Annotated in this window: 4 protein-coding genes; 3 read left to right on the top strand and 1 reads right to left on the bottom strand. The window is 63.7% G+C overall.

All coding sequences use genetic code 11. The annotated features are described in order from the left end of the window. Positions 1–379: 379 nt before the first annotated feature. Positions 380–598: a hypothetical protein gene (locus M0D67_RS41800; RefSeq protein ID WP_200653613.1), complete on the bottom strand. Its 219-nt coding sequence runs from the start codon at positions 596–598 to the stop codon at positions 380–382. 206 nt (positions 599–804) lie between these two features. Here M0D67_RS41800 and istA point away from each other — a divergent pair, with 206 nt between their 5' ends. The 3 genes from istA to M0D67_RS41785 are packed head-to-tail and all read left to right on the top strand — an operon-like array spanning position 805 to position 3,282. Further along, positions 805–2,307 carry an IS21 family transposase gene (gene istA / locus M0D67_RS41795; RefSeq protein ID WP_266243616.1) on the top strand — a complete coding sequence of 501 codons (1,503 nt, stop codon included), beginning with the start codon at positions 805–807 and terminating at the stop codon, positions 2,305–2,307. Further along, entirely contained in the window at positions 2,294–3,061 is a 768-nt protein-coding gene (istB, locus tag M0D67_RS41790; RefSeq protein WP_266243613.1) for an IS21-like element helper ATPase IstB, read from the top strand. Before istA ends, istB begins: the two co-directional genes overlap by 14 nt. Further along, a complete protein-coding gene (locus M0D67_RS41785; RefSeq protein ID WP_200654721.1) occupies positions 3,058–3,282 on the top strand; it encodes a hypothetical protein in 225 nt (74 codons plus the stop codon). The genes istB and M0D67_RS41785 overlap by 4 nt, the downstream gene beginning before the upstream one ends. Positions 3,283–3,391: the final 109 nt, after the last annotated feature.

Genomic DNA, 3,391 nt, shown 5'->3' with positions numbered 1-3,391 from the left:
TGTGAACGGCGGTCGAAATCCGACGTTAAACGGCGGCGTCAGTCAGGAATTCGGAATGTTTTCTAGTCTTCCGTGCTAATCCGAGATGACTGATACGGGTGGCGCTGAGGTTATGGGGCGCATCGAAAGGAGCCCGTAGGGCGAGTGCAGATGCGCCCCGGCGAGAGCCGGTTCAGGAAGGGGTGACGCAGCAGGCCTGATGCGGTAAAAGAGGATTTGCCGCCGAAGAAACAGGCCCGGCACCGGCGCAAACCGCCAAGTTCAATCCGGTGTCGAGCCCAGCACGCGCACGACAGGGTGCGGGTGTGCCCAAGTATGGCACTGCCCGTAAGCTCTGTCGATATCGCATCGGCATTGACAGGGATTGCCGGTGCCGAGCTCAGCCCGCCTCTTTGTCTGCGCCCGTTGCCGGGCGCAGGTCATCGTTTGCCGCCGTTGCGACCGCGGCCAGATCTATTGCGACGGCGACTGTTCGTTGCTCGCTCATCAAACCAGCATGCGTGTGGCCGGTCAACGCTACCAGCGCACCCGCCACGGCCGTTTTGCGCACGCCGAACGGATGCGCCGCTATCGCAGCCGCAACAATAAAGTGACGCATCAGGGTTCCGCTGAGCCTGCCGCCGATGCTTTACTGATACCGACTTCGACGACATCGGCCACCGCAGCGGTATCCACGCACACCACACCTGTGCCTGAGCATTGCCACTTCTGCCACTGCGTCTGTGCGGGCTTCCTACGCCTGGGTCCACTTCGCCGTCGGGTCTTCCGTGATGTTCGGACTGCTACCCACTACACAGGTGACCCATGACCATCGGAGTCGAACTCGAGGCGCAGATCCTGCGCTACTACCACGTTGAGAAGTGGCGTTGCGGCACCATCGCGCGCCAGTTGCACGTGCACCGCGGCACCGTGCAGCGCGTGCTCGCACAGGCTGGCCTGCCACGCATTGGCGCAGTGCTGCGACCCGCGCAGATCGATGCCTACCTGCCGTTCATCCATGAGACGCTGAAGAAGTTTCCCTCGCTCACGGCGAGCCGGCTGTATGCGATGGTCAGCGAGCGCGGCTACCGGGGCAACCTCCACCATTTCCGCCACCAGGTGGCGCTGCACCGCCCACGGCCTGTTGCCGAGGCTTACCTGCGCCTGCGCACGTTGCCTGGGGAAGTCGGCGAGTGCGACTGGGCGCATTTCGATCGCCTGCAGATCGGGCGTGCGCGCCGGCCCCTGATGGCCTTCGTGATGGTGCTGTCGTGGTCACGTCAGATCTATCTGCACTTCTTCCTGGATGCGCGCATGGACAGCTTCCTGGCGGGTCACGCCGGCGCCTTCGCAGCATGGTCCGGATTACCCAGGATCATCAAATACGATAATCTGCGCAGTGCCGTGCTCGAACGCCAGGGCGACGCGATCCGTTTCAATCCGCAACTGCTCGCGTTCGCCGCGCATCATCACTACGAACCCCGTCCCGTGGCCATCGCCAGAGGAAACGAGAAGGGGCGCGTCGAGCGTGCCATCAGGTTTGTACGCGACGCGTTCTTTGCCGCGCGCAAATTCACTGACCTTGATGATCTGAACGCCCAGGCCGCACTCTGGTGCGCGGGGCCAGCAGCCGATCGCCCCTGCCGCGAGGAGCCCACGATCACCGTGCGTGAGGCCTTCGCCCGCGAGCAACCCAGCCTGCTCGCGTTGCCGGAGAATCCGTACCCGTGTGAACTGCAACTGGCCGTGACGGTCGGCAAACAGCCGTATGTCCGCTTCGATCTGAACGACTACTCGATCCCGCATACCCACGTGCGCCGCACGCTCACGGTACGTGCCGACCCCGGGCGGGTGCGCATTCTCGACGGCGCCGATCTGCTCGCGACCCATGAGCGCAGTTACGATCGTGGCGCGCAGATCGAGATCGCCGCACATCTGGACGCGCTCGTCGCCAGCAAGCGCGAAGCGCGCCACCATCGCGGTCTGGACCATCTGGCCCATGCGGCGCCGGCCTGCCGGAACCTGATGCTGCGCGCCGCTGAGCGCGGCGCCAATCTGGGCAACATCACCGCCCAGCTGCTGCGCCTGCTTGATCGCTACGGCGCGGCCGAGCTGCAGGCTGCGATTGAGGAAACGCTCGCCAGCGATGCCGCGCCTCACCAGAATCCGGTGCGTCTGGCGCTCGAGCGTCGGCGCGAAGCCCGCCAGGCACCTCCGCCGGTGACCATCAGTCTGCCCGAACACGTGCGCAACAAGGACACGCTGGTGACGCCCCACCGGCTCGACATCTACGATCAGCTCAATGGAGCGCACGATGAGCACGACTGAGAATCTGCAAAGCCGCGCAAACGCCTTGCGCCTGTACGGGCTGCTGACGCACTGGCCCGAACTCACCAATGCTGACTGGGTCGAACCGCTCGTGCGATGGGAGGAAGACGAGCGTGCCCGCCGTTCGCTTGAACGGCGCATTCGCGACGCCCATCTGGGTAACTTCAAACCGCTGTGCGACTTCGACTGGGCGTGGCCTGCGCGCTGCGACCGGCTCGCGGTCGAAGAGCTGATGTCGCTCGAGTTCGTCAGGGACTACGCCAACGTAGTACTGATTGGCCCGAACGGCGTGGGCAAGTCGACGCTGGCGTTAAACCTGGCCTACCAGGCGCTCGTGAACGGGCACACGGCGCTGTTCACGAGCGCCGGCCAGATGCTCGGTGAGCTCGCTGCGCTCGACAGTGACTCGGCTTTACGCCGGCGGCTGCACCGCTATACGTCGCCTGCGGTGCTCGTCATTGACGAGCTCGGATACTTGTCCTATTCCAATCGCAATGCCGACCTGCTGTTCGAACTGATCAGCCGCCGGTATGGAGTCGCGAGTACAGTCGTGACAACCAATCGACCATTTGCAGAATGGTCAGAGGTGTTTCCAAACGCCGCGTGCGTCGTCTCGCTGGTAGACCGGCTGGTGCACCGCGCGGAAGTCATCGCCATCGAAGGCGAGTCATACCGGGTGAAGGAAGCCCGTGAACGCGCCGAGCAGCGGGCAAGCAGGCGCGGCGCGGCACGCGGCGGGAAGACAAAACCATGAAGCCCCTTCATCAGCCTTCAGGTATCACCCACGGGCTCGAGTTCCTGATCGCGGAGAACTGGTCCGCTGATCAGGCGCTCGCTGTCGTCGAACTTATCGACGATCTCCGCGAGCGCATCGTCGGGCACTATCAGATTGCGCTCAATGAACTGCTGCGCGAACAGCGCTCGCCTCCTGGAAACCCTCACCCTCCTCGTGACAACGAGGCCGATCCATTCTGACTAACGATCGGCACGCTCGACCATGGGCGCCAACGACTGACCACGGTTGTTGACGCTTTTACTTAACCTTGCGCCGCCGTTTAGTGTCGGATTTGCACCGCCGCTAACA

The sequence above is a fragment of the Paraburkholderia sp. SECH4 genome (assembly GCF_030511745.1).
GTDB lineage: Bacteria > Pseudomonadota > Gammaproteobacteria > Burkholderiales > Burkholderiaceae > Paraburkholderia > Paraburkholderia madseniana.
The sequence above is the reverse complement of the archived record's forward strand: the minus strand, read 5'-3'. Positions and strand labels throughout refer to the sequence as shown.